The sequence below is a fragment of the Streptomyces griseicoloratus genome, assembly GCF_014534645.1.
Taxonomy (GTDB): Bacteria; Actinomycetota; Actinomycetes; order Streptomycetales; family Streptomycetaceae; genus Streptomyces; species Streptomyces griseicoloratus.
In genome coordinates this window covers 1-17,111 of record NZ_JACVQF010000226.1, presented here as the reverse complement: position 1 = coordinate 17,111, position 17,111 = coordinate 1, and the positions used below count along the sequence as shown (strand labels likewise).

The following is a 17,111-nucleotide window of genomic DNA, read 5'->3' as shown; positions in this document are numbered from 1 at the left end:
GGGCCGTGGCCCGCCGGCTGCCCGCGGAGACCCGCGCCGCCTACGGCTGAAGGACCGACAGGTCCTGCTCCGCCTCCGGTACCGCGACCGTGCCCCGGTCGTCTGGGAGGGTCTGCACGGTGAAGGCCGACACGTCGTCGTCCTCCGTCGGCGTCAGGGTGCGGGCCGCGTACAGCGGGCCGCCCGACACGGGCTCGACCGTCAGCGCGTAGGTGCCCTTGAGGCCCCCGGGGACGGGCACCTCGACGTTCTGCGTCGTACCGCCCTTGATCGTGTACGTCTTCGACACCTCGGTGCCGCCCTCGCTGCCCGCCGACGCCGTGACCTTGACCTTCGCGGTCTCTCCGGGCGCGGCCAGGGACAGCGTGGAGCCCTTGGCACGGTTGTCCGCCGCCGTCGCACGCGCTCCGACCGGACTCGTGGCCGGGATGAACGCGGTCTCCTGCTCGCCGCCCTTGCCCCGCACGACCCGCACCGCGGCCACGACCGGCACGGACCGGCCCGTCGGCGTCAGCACCAGCGACCCCGCCTCGCCGCGTGTGACGTCACCGAGGTCGACGCCGGTCGTCATGCCCGCCTTCACGTGCACCGTCTCGTGCCCGGCGGGCGTGATCAGTCCGGACGGCGAGGCGAGCTGCACCTTCAGGTCGGCGTCGGTGTCACCGGGCGCGAACAGGACCAGGCGCACGACGGTGGCGTCCTTGGGGATGCCCGGCAGGACCAGGTTGCCCGCCGGGTCCGTGGCCGCGGTCAGCCAGTCGCCGCCGATCTTGTCGTCCAGGGCCTGCACCGCGGCGCCGACCCGCCCGCTGCGCACGCTGACGTGCACGGTGAGGTCGGTCTGCTGCTCGTCGGTGAGCGTGGACAGCAGGATGGCCTCGGCGCCGTGCGGAGGCACCGTGACGCCCTCGCCCACCGTCGACTCCAGGGCGCCGTCCTTGCCGTAGAGCTCGATGTCGACAACGGCCGCGGAGTCGTCGGGGTTGGTCAGGTGCACGTAGTCGGTGCGGTCGGCCGACGTGCTGGCGCCCGGGAACCAGAACTCGGTGTCCGGCGCGGCGCAGTTGACGCCCAGCAGGCCGCGGCCCGTGCCGGCGGCGACCTCCGTGGTCTGCTGCACGGTCCAGCCGGGCGCGAATCTGCCCTCGGCTGTCCCGACGAGGGCAGGTGCGTCGCCGCCCGAGGTCTCGCCGGTGGCCGGCGTACCGGGCTTCTCGGGCTGGACGACGGGCTTGTCGTCGTTGCCCTTGCCGCCGTCGCCCTTGCCGTCGTCCTCGGTGCCCGACTCCGCGGTGGCGGCGCGCAGTTCGGCCTCCCCCTTGTCGTCGGCGCCCTTGGTGACGGGCGTGAAGGAGGTGTACGACGTCTCGGCGAGGTCGGACGTGCTGGGTGCCGGGCAGGTCAGGCTGGTGCGCTCCACGGGCAGCCGGGCGGCCGTCCCGGTGGTGTCCGCGCCGGGGGCGGCCGGGGCGGACAGCGCCGCGAACCCGGTGACGGCGGCGAGCGCGGTCGTGGCGGCGATCAGGGACAGGGTGGTGCGGTTCACTGCTGGCTCCCGTCGGGACGCTCACTGCCCGTGCCGTGGGGGTGGTGGGGTTGTGCCGGGTCGTACGGCGCGTCGTAGCCGTCCTGGCCGTAGGCCTGGTCGTACATGCCGGCCTGGGACGGGCCGCCGTACGCGTACGGGTCGTACTGGCCACCGGCGTAACCGCCGGCCCCGTACTGGCCGCCCTGGTACGGGTCCGCCTGGTAGGGCTGCTGTCCGTACCCGGCCCCCTCGTAGTGAGGGGTGTCCTGGTACTGCTCGCCGCCGTAGGTGCCGTACGAGCCGGGCTGGGCGCCCGCGTGGTCGGCCGGGTCCCACTCGCCGTAGGTCTGCTGCTGCGGGACCGGGGCCTCCTCCTGGGGGGAGGCGGCCGGGTCGCCGTCGGGGACCGGGCCCGGGCCTTGCGCGGTGGCCGCCGCTTCGGCCTCCGCCTCGGCCTGCGCCCGCAGTCGCCGGGCCCGGCGCCCCTCGCCCTCGGCGGCCTGCGCCGGGACGAACGGCTCCTCGGGCAGGTCGTCGTCGACGTCGCGGCGCCGGCCGGGCAGGGCGAGGACGACCAGGACGACGGCCAGCAGGCCCTGCGCCCACAACCAGGCGGTGTGGCCGAACGGGTCGTCGTAGGTGACGTCCAGCTTGCCGCCGGAGGCCGGGAGTTCGAAGCCCTGCGCCCAGCCGTCGACCGTGGTACGGCCGAGCGGCTTGCCGTCCAGGGTGGCGGTCCAGCCCTCGGCGGCGGAGTCGGCCAGGCGCAGCACGCGGCCCTGGGCGCCGGACGGGATCTCGGTGTGGATCTCGACGGGTCCGGCCGCGACGGGCTCGGGCTCACCGGAGCCGTCGCCGGACACGATGGTCGCGCGCGCGACCTCCCGGTCGACCCGCCACAGCGCGCTGCCGCCCTGCTGGCTGAGCCGGCTCAGGCCGGGGGTCGCGTCCAGGACGCGGGTGACCTCGCGGGGCGCGCCCTGGTGGACGAGGACGTAGCGCACGGCGTAGCCGCCGAGCTGGTCGGCCTGGTCGGCGCCGGAGCCGGCGACGAGGTTGGCGACGACCTTGTCGAGCCGGCCGTTCCCGCCGTCGGAGTCGGCCAGTTCGCCGTCGCCGAGGCGCGCTCCGGAGCCGCGGACCAGCATGTAGCTCACGTGGGCGGCCGAGTCGCTGTCGAGGACCAGGGTGCGGGCCTGGTCACGGGTGCGGCTCTCCTCGGCGACGAACGCGGGCACCTGGGCGGGGTCGCGCCGCTCCAGCGGCCCGTCGGCTCCCCGGACCATCCAGCCGGCGGCGATCAGCGGGCCGACGGCCGAGGCGAGGGCGATCAGCGCGGCGACGGGCTGACGCCAGCCGAAGCTCTGCTCGGCCACGCGCGCGCGTGCCCCGTCGGCGCCGAGGGTCGCCGCGGCCAGCAGGGCGATGCCGTAGACGAGGGTGGCCGGTCCGGCCCACACGGAACGGTTGGACAGGACCGCGAAGACGAGCCCGACCAGGGCGACGGCCCAGGCCGTCCGGATGCCCAGCTGCCGTTCGGAGCGCAGCAGGGCGGCGAGCGCGGCCGCCACGATGCCGATGAGCACCAGCCCGCCGACCGTGCCGGGCCCGCCGGGGCTCATGCCGAGCAGGTCGAGGGCGGAGGCGGCCGAGGCACCGTGGTCCAGGCCGGCCTCCTCGAAGAACCCGAACGGGAGCAGCGACAGCGACCAGGGCGCGAGGAGCAGCAGGGGCGTGCCGAGTTGGGCGAGGAAGCGCAGCCCGTACGCCGTGATGTCGCCTCTGCGCAGGACCAGCAGCGCGGCACCGAGGATCAGCGCGATGGGCCACACGACGGGCGTGAAGGCGGTGGTGATCGTCAGCAGCAGGGCGAACGCCCAGGTGGCCCGCCAACTGCCGCGGGCGCCGGTGGCGTTCGTCAGCCCGGCGGCCGCGGCGCCCGCGCGCGCGAGGAGCGGCAGCAGCACGGCGAGGACCGCGGTGCCGATGCGTCCGCCGGCGAGCGCGCCGGTGGCGGCGGGCAGGAAGGCGTAGGCGACGGCCGCCCATGCGCGCAGCAGCCGGGAGGGGACGAGCGGGCGGGAGGCGAAGTACGCGGTGAGGCCGGCCAGCGGCACCGAGCAGACCAGCAGCACGGTGACGGCGAGCCCGGCCGAGCCGAGCAGCACGGAGGCCAGTGCGGCCACGACCGCGAGGTACGGCGGTGCGGAGGCGGTGCCGCCCGCGCCCACCGTGTGCCAGGCGTCCACGTACCGGGACCACAGGTCGCCGGCGCCGGCCGGGGCGGGCAGCAGCGCACCGCCCGTCAGGGCACCGCCGCCGAGGAGTTCGCGGCAGGCGGCCAGGGAGACCAGCAGGAGCACCAGGAAGAGCACCGGGCCGGGTTTGCGGGCGATGCGCTTGAGGCGGGCGAACTGCTCGACCTGGAGGAAGTCCGCGTCGTCGCCGCCGGGTCCGGACTCGATGGCGCCGCCGTGCCGGCCGGCGCCGGCTGCGGACTCGGTGTCGGAGCGGCCGACGAGGTTGCCCGCGACCTGTTCGACGGTGACGCGGATGGTCGCGCCGGGGGGCGGGAACAGGGCCCGCAGCTCCTCCTTGCCGATCTGCGGGCGGCCCCGCTCGCGCCGTCCGGCGATGATGCGTTCGGGCCGCAGCAGGACGCTCAGCAGACCGCGGATCTCGTCGAGGGCCTGCCCTGGGACCTTGCCGACGAGGTAGGCGACGGTCCGCAGCAGGGTGCCGAGGACGAGGCGGACCAGCACCCAGGGCAGGGCGGCCGTGCGGGTGTTGACGAGCAGGGTGTGGACGGCGCCGGCCTTGTCGACCTTGTGCGGGGAGGCGGCGGTGCGGCCCGCGCAGTCGACGGTGCGTCGTTCGCGCGAGGCGGCCTCGGCGTGCCGGACGACGGCGTCGGGGGCGACGAGAACGCGGAGACCGGCGGACTGCGCGCGCCAGCACAGGTCGACGTCGTCGCGCATCAGCGGCAGCCGGCGGTCGAACCCGCCGAGCCGCTCGAAGATGTCACGCCTGATCAGCATGCCGGCGGTGGACACCGACAGCACCGACCGCACGTGGTCGTGCTGGCCCTGGTCCTGTTCGCGGCGGTCCAGGCCGGTCCAGCGGCGGCCGGAGTTGGCGATGGAGACGCCGACCTCCAGCAGTTGCCGGCGGTCGTACCAGCCGCGGAGCTTGGGGCCGACGACGGCGACGTCGTCGCGGCCCAGTTCGTACTCGTTGTCCACGACGCGCAGCAGCTGGGCGAGGGCGTCGGGTTCGGGGGCGCAGTCGTCGTGCAGCAGCCAGAGCCACTGCACCGGCTCTCCGTGGGGCAGCTCGGGCAGGTCGTAGGCGTCGTCGCGCCACGTGCGCGTGACGGGGTCCCAGCCGCTCGGCCGCTTCAGGTACGTCAGGTCCTCGGGGGTGAGGACGGGCGCGATGCGGGTGGCCTCCTCGACGGCCTGGCCGAAGCCGGTGCGCCGGGCCAGGTGCAGCACGCGGTCGTCGCCGAGGGCTTCGGTGACCAGCCGCGCGGAGTCGTCGGCGCTGCCGGTGTCGGCGGCCACGGCGTACTGGACGGGGCGCTCCTGGCCGAGCAGCCCGGCGAGCGCGTCGGGCAGCCAGCGGGCTCCGTCGTGGGAGACGAGGACCGCGGTCACCACGTGACGCGGGAACTCAGGTGTGGCAGCGAGGTCTTGGTGAGCTGCCGTGTGGCTGTGCACGGACATCGAGGTACGGGCCCCGGTTCGGTGGACTGCGGTGGACGCCCGTGCCTGGTGGGGATGGCGGGGCGTCTCGGACGAGCGACCACACTATCGGCTGGCCGGAGAAGCGGACCGCCGCCTGTGGACAACCCACCGGCGGCGGTCCGTTCGAGGCGTATGCGGGTATGTGTCCGTGCCGTTCGAGATGACGACGGGTCAGACGGCGGCCTTCTTCAGCCGGCGGCGCTCCCGCTCGGACAGGCCGCCCCAGATACCGAAGCGCTCGTCGTTCGCGAGGGCGTATTCGAGGCATTCGGAGCGGACCTCACAGGCGAGGCAGACCTTCTTGGCCTCCCGGGTGGAGCCGCCCTTCTCGGGGAAGAAGGACTCGGGGTCGGTCTGGGCGCACAGCGCGCGCTCCTGCCAGCCGAGCTCCTCGTCCGCGTCGTCGACCAGCAGTTGCTGCACCAGCTCGGTCATGTGCGCCCCTCGTCTGTCTTTCGCGTCCCCGTGATGCGGCCGTTACCGATTACGGCTGAACGACACGAGTGAAATTACAAGTGTGCTGCTCCGGGCGAGTCAAGCCGAGATCTGCTATTGGGCCCCTTATTCACTCTGCGGAACCAAGGCCGTGCAGAAAGTGTTCAAATCGCCATAAACCTTGACACACTGACGGGCCCGGCCGGGACCTCGGCCCCGCACAGCGCCTGTACTGGGCAGGACGTCCCGGCGATCGATCTCGTTCCGACACGCACGCCGAAGCGAACCGGATCACATTCGGATCACGGGATCGCAACGAGGCTTGCGCGCCCGGCATGTGCCGCATGTGTCCCGGAAGCCGCCTGAGCAAACCTTTCGCCTGTGAGATGAACCGGATGAGGTGAACCATGTCCCACATAACGGGCATCAAGTTGACAGTGAGAGTGTGACCCGGTGTCCTTGTGGGCATGCTCGCGAACTCGGCACTCACCCCGACCCGCACCGCCGGGTCCCACGGTGCTGCCCGCGCTCGCTGTAGCTGTTGTTGCTGTTCCAGCTGTTGAGCCGACCGCGCTCCGGCTGTCCCGGGAGTCCACGCGACTCCCTTTCCACCCGCCCGACCAGGGCGTTCTTCCTGCTTTTCGCTCCTTCCCCGACTCTTCCGCCGAGGAACACCGCATCCATGAACAGCGACAGCGACCTCCAGATCGCCGGCGACATCCTCGAAGTCCCCCACCTCCTCCAGGCTCCGCGCGAGCACCCGGCCACCGTCGCGGAGTTCGCCGGCCTGGCCCGTGAGATCGCCGCCGACCGCTCCCAATGGGTGCACCTCGTCCGGTACGACGCGACGACACGCTGGTACCACCGGCTGCGCACCGGCCCCGGCTACGAGGTGTGGCTGCTGTCGTGGGTGCCCGGCCAGGGCAGCGGTCTGCACGACCACGGACCCTCCTCCGGCGTGCTGACCGTCCTGGACGGCACGCTGACCGAGCGCACGGCGCGCGGCACGCGCGCGTTGCGTGCGGGGGCGCAGCGGGTCTTCGCGCCGGGCTACGCGCACGACGTGCTCAACGACACGCTGGAGCCCGCGGTCAGCCTGCACATCTACTACCCGGGCCTGACCCGGATGCCGATGCACTCACAGCAGTGCTCGGCCGCCGTGCCGCGCGACGCGGAGGCCGGAGCCGCCCCGGCCGTCTGACGCTCTGTCGTACCCGCCTGCAAGACTTGAGCCCATGCGCATTGTGGTTCTGGCAGGCGGCATCGGCGGTGCCCGGTTCCTGCGTGGTCTGAAGCGGGCCGCGCCGGACGCGGACATCACGGTCATCGGCAACACCGGGGACGACATCCACCTCTTCGGGCTGAAGGTCTGCCCGGACCTCGACACGGTGATGTACACGCTCGGCGACGGCATCAACGAGGAACAGGGCTGGGGGCGCGCCGACGAGACCTTCCACCTCAAGGAGGAACTCGCGGCGTACGGCGTCGGGCCGGAGTGGTTCGGTCTCGGCGACCGGGACTTCGCCACGCACATCGTGCGGACGCAGATGATCAGCGCCGGATATCCGCTCAGCGCGGTGACGCAGGCGCTGTGCGACCGCTGGAAGCCCGGCGTGCACCTCATTCCCATGACGGACGACCGGGTCGAGACGCACGTCGCCGTCGAGATCGACGGCGAGCGCAAGGCGATCCACTTCCAGGAGTACTGGGTGAAGCTGCGCGCCTCGGTGCCCGCCGAGGCCGTCGTACCGGTCGGCGCCGAGCAGGCGAAGCCGGCGCCCGGCGTCCTGGAGGCGATCGCCCAGGCGGACGTCGTCCTCTTCCCGCCCTCCAACCCCGTCGTCTCGGTCGGCACGATCCTCGCCGTGCCCGGCATCCGGGAGGCCATCGCGGACGCCGGGGTGCCGGTGGTGGGCCTGTCCCCGATCGTCGGGGACGCGCCCGTGCGCGGCATGGCCGACAAGGTGCTCGCGGCGGTCGGCGTGGAGTCCACCGCGGCCGCGGTCGCCGAGCACTACGGCTCGGGGCTGCTCGACGGCTGGCTGGTCGACACGGTCGACGCGGACTCCGTCACGCGCGTGGAGGCGGCCGGGATCCGCTGCCGCGCCGTGCCGCTGATGATGACCGACGTCGACGCGACCGCCCGGATGGCCCGCGAGGCGCTGGCGCTGGCGGAGGAGGTGCGGGCGTCATGAACCGGGCAGCGGCGCCCGCCTACCGGGTGTGGGCCGTCCCCGGCCTTCCGGAGGTGCGCCAGGGCGACGACGTGGCCAAGCTGATCGCGGCGGCCGAGCCCGGGCTGGCCGACGGGGACGTGGTGCTCGTCACCTCCAAGATCGTGTCCAAGGCGGAGGGCCGGGTGGTCCGGGCGGCCGACCGGGAGACGGCGATCGACGCGGAGACGGTACGCGTGGTGGCCCGGCGTGGCTCGCTGCGGATCGTCGAGAACCGGCAGGGCCTGGTCATGGCGGCGGCCGGGGTCGACGCCTCCAACACGCCGTCCGGGACGGTACTGCTGCTCCCCCGGGACCCGGACGCCTCCGCGCGCGCCATCCGTGACGGTCTGCGGGATGCCCTGGGCGTCGAGGTCGGCGTGGTGGTCACCGACACGTTCGGCCGGCCCTGGCGCTCCGGCCTCACGGACGCCGCGATCGGCGCCGCCGGAGTGCGGGTGCTGGACGATCTGCGCGGGGGCACGGACGCGTACGGCAATCCGCTCAGCGCCACCGTGGTCGCCACCGCCGACGAACTCGCCGCCGCGGGCGACCTGGTGAAGGGCAAGGCCGCCGGGCTGCCCGTCGCCGTCGTGCGCGGGCTGCCGCACGTGGTGGTGGCCGGGGACGACGGCGAGGGGGCGCGGGCGCTGGTGCGCGGCGCGCGCGACGACATGTTCCGGCTGGGCACCTCGGAAGCCGTACGCCAGGCGGTGACCCAGCGCCGTACCGTACGGGCGTTCACCGACGGGCCCGTGGACCCGGGCGCCGTGCGCCGGGCGGTGGCCGCGGCGGTCACGGCACCGGCGCCGCACCACACGACGCCGTGGCGGTTCGTCCTGCTGGAGTCGCCGGAATCACGGACACGCCTCCTGGACGCAATGCGGGACGCCTGGATCGCCGACCTCAGAAGGGACGGCAGGAGCGAGGAGTCGATCGCCAAGCGGATCCGGCGCGGCGACGTGCTGCGCAACGCGCCGTACCTGATCGTGCCCTGCCTGGTCATGGACGGTTCGCACACCTACGGGGACGCGCGGCGCGACGGCGCCGAGCGGGAGATGTTCGTCGTCGCCGCCGGCGCCGGCGTGCAGAACCTGCTCGTCGCGCTCGCCGGGGAGGGACTGGGCTCGGCGTGGGTGTCCTCCACGATGTTCTGCCGGGACGTCGTACGCGAGGTGCTGGAGCTGCCGCGGGACTGGGACCCGATGGGTGCCGTCGCGGTCGGCCGTCCCGCCGGGGAACCGCGTCCGCGGCCGGAGCGGGACGCGGAGGTCTTCATCGAGGTGCGGTGACGCGCCCCGGCGAGCGCCTACCCTCTTAGGGACCTCTCGTTTCCCATGTCCCAGGGGCTTCTTTCGTGGCAGGACGTTTCGCTCCCCGGCCCACGCGTACGACGGTGCGCGGCGGGGACGTCGCCGTGCGCGCGGGCGTGCCCGGGCAGGCCGCGGCGCCCTGGAAGGTCCGGGTCTGGGTGCCCGACGGGCCGCTGGAGCTGGGGCTGGTCCTCGGTCCGCTGCGGCGCGGGCCGGGCGATCCGACGTTCCGGGCGATGCCCGACGGTTCCGTGTGGCGGGCCAGCCGGACGCCGGCCGGCCCCGGCACGCTGCGGGTGCTCGCGCGCGGCGGGGAGGTGCGGGGTGAGGCCTGGGGGCCGGGGGCCGAGTGGCTGCTGGAGCAGTTGCCGCGGATGCTGGGCGCCGACGACGACCCCTCCGCGTTCACGCCGCGCCACCGGCTGCTGGCGCTGACGCGGCACCGGCGGCCGGGGCTGCGGCTGACGCGGACCGGGCTGGTACTGGAGTCGCTGATCCCGTCGGTCCTGGAGCAGAAGGTCACGACGACGGAGGCGTACCAGGCGTGGCGGCTGCTCGTACGCAGGTACGGGGAGCCGGCGCCGGGGCCCGCGCCCGGGCGGATGTACGTGATGCCGGCGGCGCGGACGTGGGCGCTGATCCCTTCCTGGGAGTGGCATCGGGCCGGGGTGGACGACAAGCGGGCCTCGACGATCCTGCGGGCCGTGCGGGTCGCCGCGCGGCTGGAGGAGGCGGCCGGGATGGAGCCGGCGGCGGCGCAGCAGCGGCTGGAGCTCGTGTCCGGGATCGGGCCGTGGACGTCGGCGGAGACCGTGCAGCGCAGTCACGGGGCGCCGGATGCGGTGACCGTGGGGGATCTGCATCTGCCGGGGATCGTGGGGTTCGCGCTGGCCGGGGACCGGTATGCGGATGACGAGGTGATGCTGCGGTTGCTGGAGCCGTATGCCGGGCAGCGGCATCGGGCGGCGCGGTTGATTCTGCTGAGTGGGCGGGTGCCGGCGCGGCGGGCGCCGCGGATGGCTCCGCGGGACATCGGGCGGTTGTGACGGGTTCGCTGGTCCAGCGTGTGCCGGGTGCAGGGCCTGGGTGGGTGGTCCGGCGTTTGCCCGTTGCCCGGCGTTGGTGCGGGCCGGGGTGGGTCGCGCGGCCCGGCGCTACGGGGTGCCGCTGCGCCCACCCGTGCCGCCCTGGGGGTACCTCCCAGGCCGTTCAGGCACTGGGGGAGGCACGACTGCCCGCAGCTAGGGCGGCCCGGCGCCCGCGGCTCCGGCGGTCGGTGTCCAGCTGGGGCGGCCTGACGCCCAACGCGCTACGCCGACCGCCGCCGAAGTTCTGCAGCCGCCGGAGGTGTTACGCGTCGGAGGAGAAGCGGAGGGAGCCTGCTGGGATGCGGGCGTCGCACCATACGCGGACGCCGTCGCGGAGTTCGTTGTCGGCGCCGACGACCGCGCCGTCGCCGATGACCGTGCCCGTGAGGACGGAGCGTTCGCCGACGCGCGCCCGGGTCCCGATGAGGGAGTCGGTGATGACGGCGCCCGGCTCGATGACCGCACCCGGCAGGATCGTGCTGCCGAAGACCCGCGCCCCCTCCGCCACGAACGCGCCCTCGCCCACCACCGTGCCCCCGGCCAGCTTGGCGTCGGGCGCGACCCTCGCCGTGGGGAGGACGAGACGGTCGCCGCAGCGGCCCGGTATCGCCGGGGAGGGGGCGCGGCCCAGCACGAGGTCCGCCGAGCCGCGTACGAAGGCCGCCGGGGTGCCCAGGTCCAGCCAGTACGTCGAGTCGACCATGCCCTGGAGGTGCGCCCCGGTCGCCAGGAGCTCGGGGAAGGTCTCGCGTTCGACCGAGACCGGGCGGCCCAGCGGGATCGTGTCGATGACCGAGCGGCGGAAGACGTACGCCCCCGCGTTGATCTGGTCGGTGACGATCTCCTCCGGGGTCTGGGGCTTCTCCAGGAAGGCCAGGACCCGGCCCGTGTCGTCCGTGGGGACCAGACCGTACGCCCGCGGGTCCGTCACCTTGGTCAGGTGCAGGGAGACGTCCGCGCCCGTCGTCTCGTGCGTGCGGACCAGCGCGTCGATGTCCAGGCCCGTCAGGATGTCGCCGTTGAAGACCAGCACCGGGTCGTCCGGACCGGAGTGCAGCCGGGAGGCCACGTTGCGGATCGCGCCGCCCGTGCCGAGCGGCTCCTCCTCCGTGACGTACTCGATGTGCAGCCCCAGCGACGAGCCGTCGCCGAAGTACGGTTCGAAGACCTCGGCCAGATAGGACGTGGCGAGCACGATGTGCTCGACGCCCGCCGCTCTCGCCCGCGCCAGCTGGTGTGTGAGGAACGGCACCCCCGCCGCCCTGACCATGGGCTTCGGTGTGTGCACCGTGAGCGGGCGCAGCCGCGTGCCCTTACCGCCGACCAGGAGGATCGCTTCTGTCACCTGTCGTCTCTGCTTCCTGCCGGGACCGGCCGAACTGTCTTTCGGCCGGCCAGTGTATGCAGACCGTTCCATGGCGCCTTCGATGGCCGTGCGGTGTTCCGCCCTCGCCCCCCGACGGCGGTGAATCCGTTCCCCTGCGCCCTTCAGCGGCCCTGGTACTTCGCTGCGGTCTTCCGGGCCGTGCCGAGCTTGCCGTACAGCTTCCGGCCCGGGCAGCTCGTGGCGAAGCCGTCCCGGTGGCCGGAGATGACGTTCAGTCGTACCTTCTTACCTTTTCGGTAGAGATTGCCACCCCCGGACTTCAGGTATGTCTTGCCGCGCGGATTCATGCCGTGGAGTCCGAGCTTCCACGCGGTGAGCCGGGCGATGGCCTTCACGGCGGCGGACGACGGCTTCTTGGAGCCGTAGGTGCCGAGAACCGCGATTCCCATGCTGTTGGAGTTGAACCCGAGGGTGTGGGCGCCCAGCACCGGCTTCGCCACGCCACCGGCCCGTCCCTCGTAGATCTTGCCGCACTTGTCGACGACGAAGTTGTAGCCGATGTCGCGCCAGCCCATGCTCTTGACGTGGTAGCGGTAGATACTGCGAATGACCGACGGGGCCTGCGAGCACCTGTAGTTGTTCCCGGTGGCCGAGTGGTGCACGAAGGCCACCTTGACCTTCTTCGTGTACACGAACTTCTTCTCGCGCAGCTTCTCGTTCGCGCCCCAGCCGCGGCGGGTGACGATGCTCGGGCGCGGGCCGATGTGCGGCTTCGCCTTCTGCTGTTCCGTCAGCGCGCCGGTACCGAGGGCGAGGAGTTCGCGCTCGGTCTCGGCGCTGCTCAGTGCCGGGATCTCGGTCGCGTCGCCCGCGCGCGGGATGTCCTCTCCGGGGTTGACGAGTTCGAGACGCAGGCCGGTGGGGAGCGGGGAGGTGGCCGGGGCGGCGCTGCCGGCGCCGTCGTCGCTCTGTGCCCGGGCCCCTGCCGCGCCCTCCGCCCGCACCCGTACCTCCACTCCGTCGGACTCGCCCACCCACAGCGGTGCGGTGGCGCCGCGGACGCGGACCGAGGTGCTCTCCGGGGTGCCCGGGTCGGCGGCGTGGTCGGCGTTGTGGGTCTCCAGTTCCTGCCAGCCGGACCAGGTGCCGGTGGCGGTGGCGCGGGTGCGGACCTGGACGCGGCCGTGCAGTTCGGCGTCCGGGTCGTCCCAGACGACACCGACCAGCGAGAAGTGCCGTACGTCCCGGCGGGACACGCCCTGTTCCCCGGGGCCGCGGTCGCCGGCGAGGGGAACGAGGGGCAGCGACTGGGTGCTGCCCGAGGCGTACGCCTCGGCCTGCGCCGTTCTCCCGGTCGTCGGCGGTGCCGCGGAGCCGGCCGCCGCGGGAGCGGCGAGCGGGAGGGCGAGGGCGGCCGCGCAGGTGACACCGATCGAGGAAGCAAGGAATCGAAGCATGCTCCTGATCTTGAACATTGTCGTACAAATCTGTCCATCCGGAACTTGACGGGTCGTAGGGTGTTTTCGCCCGATCCGGTGGCGGCGCGGTACCCCGTCCGCTCGATGCGCGCCCGCGGGCCCGCGTACGCTTGCGCGGGTGAACGCGACCGATCGCACCCCTGCCGACCTGCTGAGTTCCGCGCTCGCCGCGGACCCTGGACGCCCCCTGGTGACGTTCTACGACGACGCCACGGGCGAGCGCGTCGAACTGTCCGTGGCCACCTTCGCCAATTGGGTGGCCAAGACCGCGAATCTGCTCCAGGACGAGTTGTCCGTCGAGCCCGGTGACCGGGTCGCGCTGCTGCTGCCCGCGCACTGGCAGACGGCGGTGTGGCTGCTGGCCTGCGCGTCGGTGGGCGCGGTCGCCGACATGGCGGGCGATCCGGCGTCGGCCGACGTGGTGGTGAGCGGGCCGGAGCCGGAGTCGCTGGAGGCGGCCCGGGCGTGTTCCGGGGCGCGGATCGCGCTGGCGCTGCGGCCGCTCGGGGGGCGTTTCCCGCAGGTGCCGGAGGGCTTCGCCGACTATGCGGTGGAGGTCCCGGGGCAGGGGGACCGGTTCGTGCCGTACGCGCCGGTGGATCCGGAGGAGCCGGCGCTGATCGTGGCCGGGCGGGAGTTCAGTGGTGCCGAGGTCGTGGAGCGGGCTCGGGCGGAGGCGTCGGAGCTGGGGCTCACGGGGCCGGGGGCGCGGATTCTGTCGGGGTTGCCGTACGACACGTGGGAGGGGTTGAACGCGGGGTTGTACGGGCCGTTGGCGACCGGGGCGTCCGTGGTGCTGTGCCGGCATCTGGAGCGGGCGGGGGCGGAAGTGCTGGACAAGCGGATCGAGGCGGAGCGGGTCACGGCCACGGCGCGGTGACTTTTCGGTTGGCGGGGGGTTGTGACCCGGCGTTTGCTGTGTCGCCCGGTGTTGGTGCGGGCCGGGGGTGGGGCGCGCGGCCCGGCGCTGGCGGGGTGCCGCTGCGCCCACCCGTGCCGCCCTGGGGGTACCTCCCAGGCCGTTCAGGCACTGAGGGAGGCACGACTGCCCGCAGTTGCGGCGGGTCGGCGTCTGCGGTTGCGGTGGTGCGGCGGCCGGCGGCTGGGGTGGGTTCGTTGTCCCCGTACGGAGCAGTTCCGGCCGCGCTTGTGGGGGCTTGCGGGGCATGGTCGTAAGAGGACGTGTACTCGACGCATGACACGCTCGTACGGCACGAGGGGGTGGAGCCAGACGTGGGCGACAGTGCAGGCATGCCCACCCTGGGTCCGGGGGCGGGGGCGTCCGCCACCGGACGTGGGCTGAGCCGCCGGCGCCGGCGGCGCTGGCTGCGCCGGTCGGGGATCGCGGTCGCCCTGCTCGTGGCCGGTGCCGCGGGGACCGGCTGGGCGGTGTACGTCAAGCTGAGCGGAAACATCACGCCCGACCGGGCCGCGGCGGACGAGCTCGCCCGGTACGAGAAGGAACGGCCCACCTCGCTCGCCCGCGGCGCGCAGAACCTGCTGCTGATCGGATCGGACTCGCGGTCCGGCGACGACAACGCACGCTACGGGCGGGACTCGGGCACCGAGCGGTCGGACAGCACCATCCTGCTGCACCTGGCGGCGGGCCGGCGCAGCGCCACCGCCGTCTCCCTGCCCCGCGACCTGATGGTGGACGTGCCCGCCTGCCGGCGCCCGGACGGCTCCCGCACCGAGCCGGTGTTCGCGATGTTCAACTACGCCTTCCAGACGGGCGGTTCGGCCTGCACGATCCGGACGGTGGAGAAGCTGGCCGGCCTCCGGATCGACCATCACGTGGTCGTCGACTTCCACGGTTTCAAGAAAGTGGTCGACGCGCTCGACGGAGTCGAGGTGTGCCTGAAGGAGCCGGTCGACGACAAGGACGCCAAACTGCGGCTGCCCGCGGGCCGGGTGACGCTCGACGGGGAGCAGGCCCTCGGTTATGTCCGCGCCCGCAAGTCGCTCGGCAACGGCAGCGACACGGACCGGATGGAGCGGCAGCAGCGGTTTCTGGGAGCGCTCGTCAACAAGGTGCGGAGCAATGACGTCCTGCTGAATCCGGTGAAGCTGTATCCCGTTCTGGACGCGGTCACCTCGTCCCTCACGACGGATCCGGATCTGGCCAGTCTGCGCGGTTTGTACGAACTCGTTCGCGGGTTGCGCGACATCCCCACCGAACGCGTGCAATTCCTGACCGTTCCCCGGGAGTCGTACACCCACAACGCCAATCGAGACCAACTCGTGGAGTCCGAGGCGGAGAAGCTGTTCTCCCGGTTGCGGAAGGACGAACCCGTGGTGATCGCGGGGGACGTTCCGCGGATTTTCTCCGGGAATGGCGCCCCCGGGAGCGGCCGGGGAGGCGGTGCGGGAGCTCTCCGCAAACTCCCGCACGACTACGGCGAGTACGGCAACCACAACGGAAAGTCCCCGGAAAAGCGGGCCGGTGAGCCCGCGGAAGCCGATTCTCCGGCACCGACGTTCAGCGGCAACACCGCCGCCGAGGACATCTGCGGGTAAAGCCCGTTCCAAGGCGCTGCCGAGGCAACGTGCTCTTGTCCACGAAAATGGGTGGATTGCCCAGTTGTAAGGGTCGTGGAATTTGTCACCACCGTCGCCCGCAACCGAACAAGGCGGTTAATGTGAGCGGTCCGGTGTGGCTCACGAGGCTCGTCCCTGGGGCAGCGCACCGAGTGACCGTGACCCGAGCGCCTGGAGGGGAAGGCGCCGCGTGGCCCCGACGGAGGATTCGGACAACCGTGGACGCGCAAGGCCGTGGGCGGGCGGACAACATCGACCCCGCAGACCAGTGGGTGCTCAATCCGAACACCGGTGAATACGAACTGCGACTGACCCCTTCCGCTCCGCAGTCGACGGTACCGGGGCCGCGCAGGGCCGCGTCCGGCGGCTCCCGTGCGGCGCGCGGCCGTACCGCTCCGGCGCCGGGCCGTGAGGTCCCGCCCCAGCGGCGGCGCCGTGCGGCCCCCGAGGAGCCGCCGCCCGGTCGGCGCGGACGCCGGCGGCCGGGGAAGAAGAAGTCGAAGGCCAAGAAGGTCCTGATGTGGACCGGCGGCACCATGGCGTTCGTCGTCCTCGCCGTGGGTGTGGGCGGCTACCTCTACCTGCAACACCTCAACGACAACATCCAGTCCCTCCCGGACGACGGTGCCGGCACCGGCGGCTTCAAGAAGGACGAGGCGATCAACATCCTCGTCATCGGCACCGACAAGCGCACCGGCGCGGGCAACGAGGGCTACGGCGACAAGGGCAGCGCCGGACACGCGGACACCACGATCCTGCTGCACGTCGCCAAGGACCGCTCCAACGCCACCGCCCTCAGCATCCCCCGCGACCTGATCGTCGACATCCCCGACTGCCCGACCACACAGGAGGACGGGACCACGAAGGTCATCCCCGGCTCCACCGGCGTCCGCTTCAACACCAGCCTCGGCCAGAACGGCCGTACGCCGAGCTGCACCATGCGGACCGTCACCGAGCTGACCGGGATCACGCCCGACAACTTCATGGTGGCCGACTTCAACGCGGTCAAGACGCTGACCTCGGCGGTCGACGGCGTCGACGTCTGTCTGGCGAAGGACATCGACGACCCCGACTCGCATCTGAAGCTGTCCGCGGGCACGCACAAGATCGAGGGCGAGCAGGCGCTGGCCTTCCTGCGCACCCGGCACTCCGTCGGCACGGGCGGCGACCTGAGCCGCATCGAGATCCAGCAGCAGTTCCTCGGCTCGCTGATGCGCAAACTCAAGTCCAACGACACCCTCACCAGCCCCACGAAGATGGTGAAGCTGGCCGAGGCGGGCACCAAGGCGCTGACCGTCGACTCCAAGCTCGACAGCATCGGCAAGATGAAGGACCTCGGTCTGGAGCTGGGCAAGCTCAACACCAAGAACCTGACGTTCACCACGGTGCCGGTGAAGGACAACCCGGCCGAGACGGTGAAGGCGACGGTCGTCCTCAACGAGGCG

Annotated in this window: 12 protein-coding genes; 7 read left to right on the top strand and 5 right to left on the bottom strand. The window is 72.8% G+C overall.

Features of this window, described 5'->3' with window-relative positions; translation table 11 throughout:
* Positions 1 to 40: 40 nt before the first annotated feature.
* From H0H10_RS32950 to H0H10_RS32940, 3 genes are all read right to left on the bottom strand, one after another.
* A complete protein-coding gene (locus H0H10_RS32950) occupies positions 41 to 1,546 on the bottom strand; it encodes a DUF5719 family protein (RefSeq protein ID WP_188184842.1) in 1,506 nt (501 codons plus the stop codon).
* Complete coding sequence (locus tag H0H10_RS32945; RefSeq protein ID WP_188184841.1) at positions 1,543 to 5,253, bottom strand: glycosyltransferase family 2 protein; 3,711 nt, start codon at positions 5,251 to 5,253, stop codon at positions 1,543 to 1,545. The genes H0H10_RS32950 and H0H10_RS32945 overlap by 4 nt, the downstream gene beginning before the upstream one ends.
* Positions 5,254 to 5,445: 192 nt before the next feature.
* Positions 5,446 to 5,709 carry a WhiB family transcriptional regulator gene (locus H0H10_RS32940; protein ID WP_003975777.1) on the bottom strand — a complete coding sequence of 88 codons (264 nt, stop codon included), beginning with the start codon at positions 5,707 to 5,709 and terminating at the stop codon, positions 5,446 to 5,448.
* Between the two features lie 682 nt (positions 5,710 to 6,391).
* Between H0H10_RS32940 and H0H10_RS32935 the strand changes: the two genes are divergently transcribed.
* The 4 genes from H0H10_RS32935 to H0H10_RS32920 all read left to right on the top strand — a co-directional run bounded on the left by H0H10_RS32935 (position 6,392) and on the right by H0H10_RS32920 (position 10,281).
* Positions 6,392 to 6,910 (top strand): cysteine dioxygenase, encoded by a 519-nt coding sequence (locus tag H0H10_RS32935; RefSeq protein ID WP_188184840.1) that lies wholly within the window; start codon positions 6,392 to 6,394, stop codon positions 6,908 to 6,910.
* A gap of 34 nt (positions 6,911 to 6,944) precedes the next feature.
* The gene (gene cofD / locus H0H10_RS32930) at positions 6,945 to 7,904 is read left to right on the top strand and encodes a 2-phospho-L-lactate transferase (protein ID WP_188184839.1); all 960 of its coding nucleotides are present in this window, start codon (positions 6,945 to 6,947) and stop codon (positions 7,902 to 7,904) included.
* A complete protein-coding gene (locus H0H10_RS32925) occupies positions 7,901 to 9,214 on the top strand; it encodes a coenzyme F420-0:L-glutamate ligase (RefSeq protein WP_188184838.1) in 1,314 nt (437 codons plus the stop codon). Before cofD ends, H0H10_RS32925 begins: the two co-directional genes overlap by 4 nt.
* Positions 9,215 to 9,279: 65 nt before the next feature.
* A complete protein-coding gene (locus H0H10_RS32920; RefSeq protein ID WP_188184837.1) occupies positions 9,280 to 10,281 on the top strand; it encodes a DNA-3-methyladenine glycosylase family protein in 1,002 nt (333 codons plus the stop codon).
* 304 nt (positions 10,282 to 10,585) lie between these two features.
* Here H0H10_RS32920 and manB read toward each other — a convergent pair whose 3' ends face one another.
* Together manB and H0H10_RS32910 are read right to left on the bottom strand one after the other, a co-directional pair.
* Positions 10,586 to 11,668, bottom strand: a complete 1,083-nt coding sequence (gene manB / locus H0H10_RS32915) for a mannose-1-phosphate guanylyltransferase (protein WP_188184836.1) — start codon at positions 11,666 to 11,668, stop codon at positions 10,586 to 10,588.
* A 143-nt stretch (positions 11,669 to 11,811) separates the two neighbouring features.
* Complete coding sequence (locus H0H10_RS32910) at positions 11,812 to 13,107, bottom strand: peptidoglycan recognition protein family protein (RefSeq protein WP_188184835.1); 1,296 nt, start codon at positions 13,105 to 13,107, stop codon at positions 11,812 to 11,814.
* Positions 13,108 to 13,246: 139 nt separating this feature from the next.
* Between H0H10_RS32910 and H0H10_RS32905 the strand changes: the two genes are divergently transcribed.
* From H0H10_RS32905 to H0H10_RS32895, 3 genes are all read left to right on the top strand, one after another.
* Positions 13,247 to 14,008, top strand: coding sequence for a TIGR03089 family protein (locus H0H10_RS32905; protein WP_188184834.1), 762 nt, complete (start codon positions 13,247 to 13,249; stop codon positions 14,006 to 14,008).
* Between the two features lie 353 nt (positions 14,009 to 14,361).
* A complete protein-coding gene (locus H0H10_RS32900; RefSeq protein WP_444875698.1) occupies positions 14,362 to 15,645 on the top strand; it encodes an LCP family protein in 1,284 nt (427 codons plus the stop codon).
* Positions 15,646 to 15,884: 239 nt separating this feature from the next.
* The coding region (locus tag H0H10_RS32895; RefSeq protein WP_188184832.1) for an LCP family protein at positions 15,885 to 17,111 on the top strand (1,227 nt) is incomplete at its 3' end.